The following is a 1,782-nucleotide window of genomic DNA, read 5'->3' on the forward strand; positions in this document are numbered from 1 at the left end:
CCCATTCCCTTCGGTCACTTAAGCCGCTTGAACGTCAGTAATGCGCGAACGTTATCGGAAATCAACGTGAAGAATAAAAATCATATTAGTATAACTAAAGGAGTGTGTATTTGTTGAATCCAATACTATTAGATTTTCCTAGTCAAATAAATACTGATAGACTCTTAATAAGAATACCAATGCCAGGAGATGGGAAAGCAGTTTACGAAGCAATAATAAATTCTATTGATGAGTTGAAGAAGTGGTTACCATTTGCTCAGAAAGAGCAATCAGAAGAAAATACTGAAGTAAATATGAGAGAAGCTCACCTGAGATTTTTGAAGCGAGAGGACCTGAGACTTCTTATTTTCCTCAAAGACACCAATCAATTTATTGGTTCTTCAGGTCTACATAATCCCAATTGGGATATTCCTAAGTTTGAAATTGGATATTGGATAGATGCGCGTTATAGTGGAAATGGATACATGACTGAAGCAGTACAAGGAATTTGCGAGTATGCTTTTCAGGAATTAAAGGCGCGGAGATTAGAAATTCGATGTGACACATTAAACAATAAGAGTAAGGCGATTCCAGAAAGATTAGGTTTTTTATTAGAAGGAACTCTAAGATTCGAGGATATCTCCGTAGATGGCAAAGAACTAACAGATACTTATATATATGCAAAGATAAATTAATGATTTTGAATGTAATTCGAAGATGACGTTGACATCCGATAACATAACATTTCAGCGGCGTCGCTAGCGCTCCTTGGTCGCCAAGAGGGATATCGAAGAAGCTTATTCTAGCGACACATCCAAGCGGCTAAGTCTGACGACCCGTTCCCTTCGGTCACTTAAGCCGCTTGAACGTCTGAAATGCGCGAACGTTATGAGAAATTCGGTGTAATTGGCTAAAAATGAAACTGATCAATCAGTCGATAAGACTCCTCGGACTCTTAAAGGCATAATGAATATTAAAACAAAGGGATGAGAATTATGAAGCTTTTTGGAGAACAAAAATTGCAAGCAGATAAATATTTAGAATTAATTAATAACTTGAAATTGGTAGAATCGAACAACATCTCTAATAATGTAGTAAAACTTAATAAGTTAAAGGGTCATTTTACTGATTATAACCTAGCTAATATGCAGATAATACGAACTGAGGTTAGCTCTCTGGTAGAAGATTATAAACAAAATTCTTTATTCACTAGTATGATCACGACGATGTTAGCAGTTTTCACAATTGTTTTTACTATTCTGAGAGAGCAATTAGGATTATATAAGCTCACAGGATTGTTCTCACCAATATTAATTCTACTTATCGGATATGTATTGATTAAGATGTTATTGATGTTTAGAAGTTATTCTAGAAGTTCAAAAAGTTTAAATCAATTATTGAGCATTATTGATTTAATAATAGAAGAACGTCGTAATATGGATTTACTACATCAAGAAGCTTATAAGGATTTTCTTAACGATGAAAGCTAAGAGATAAAGAACTTACAGCACATTCAAAATAAAACAAGGAGTACAGAGAATAAACATATAAAAGCCATTTCAATAAAAGAATTTGCATAATCGAAGAAGACCGAACATCTCATAACAAAACATTCCTGCATCGTCGCTTTTGCTCCTCGGTCGCCAAGAGGGATATCAGAGATGTGGTTCAGGCGACACATCCAACCGGCTAAGTCTGACGACCCGATCCCTTCGGTCACTTAAGCCGCTTGAACGTCAGGAATGCCAAACGTTATATGAAAGGGATGCAGATTAAAAAACGTATATTAAAACCATAAAATAC

At 35.5% G+C, this 1,782-nt stretch carries 2 protein-coding genes; both read left to right on the forward strand.

The window, feature by feature from the left end; translation table 11 throughout:
• The first annotated feature begins 113 nt into the window (after nucleotides 1-113).
• Nucleotides 114-674 carry a GNAT family N-acetyltransferase gene (locus tag ACH8E3_RS16590; RefSeq protein ID WP_458633757.1) on the forward strand — a complete coding sequence of 187 codons (561 nt, stop codon included), beginning with the start codon at nucleotides 114-116 and terminating at the stop codon, nucleotides 672-674.
• A gap of 300 nt (nucleotides 675-974) precedes the next feature.
• Entirely contained in the window at nucleotides 975-1,469 is a 495-nt protein-coding gene (locus ACH8E3_RS16595; protein ID WP_458633758.1) for a hypothetical protein, read from the forward strand.
• Nucleotides 1,470-1,782: the final 313 nt, after the last annotated feature.

This window comes from Paenibacillus sp. CMAA1364, assembly GCF_054373195.1.

What these genes read in the sequence shown, in the direction of transcription:
- ACH8E3_RS16595 (WP_458633758.1), top strand. Translation starts at nt 975, where the DNA reads ATGAAGCTTTTTGGAGAACAAAAATTGCAAGCAGATAAATATTTAGAA.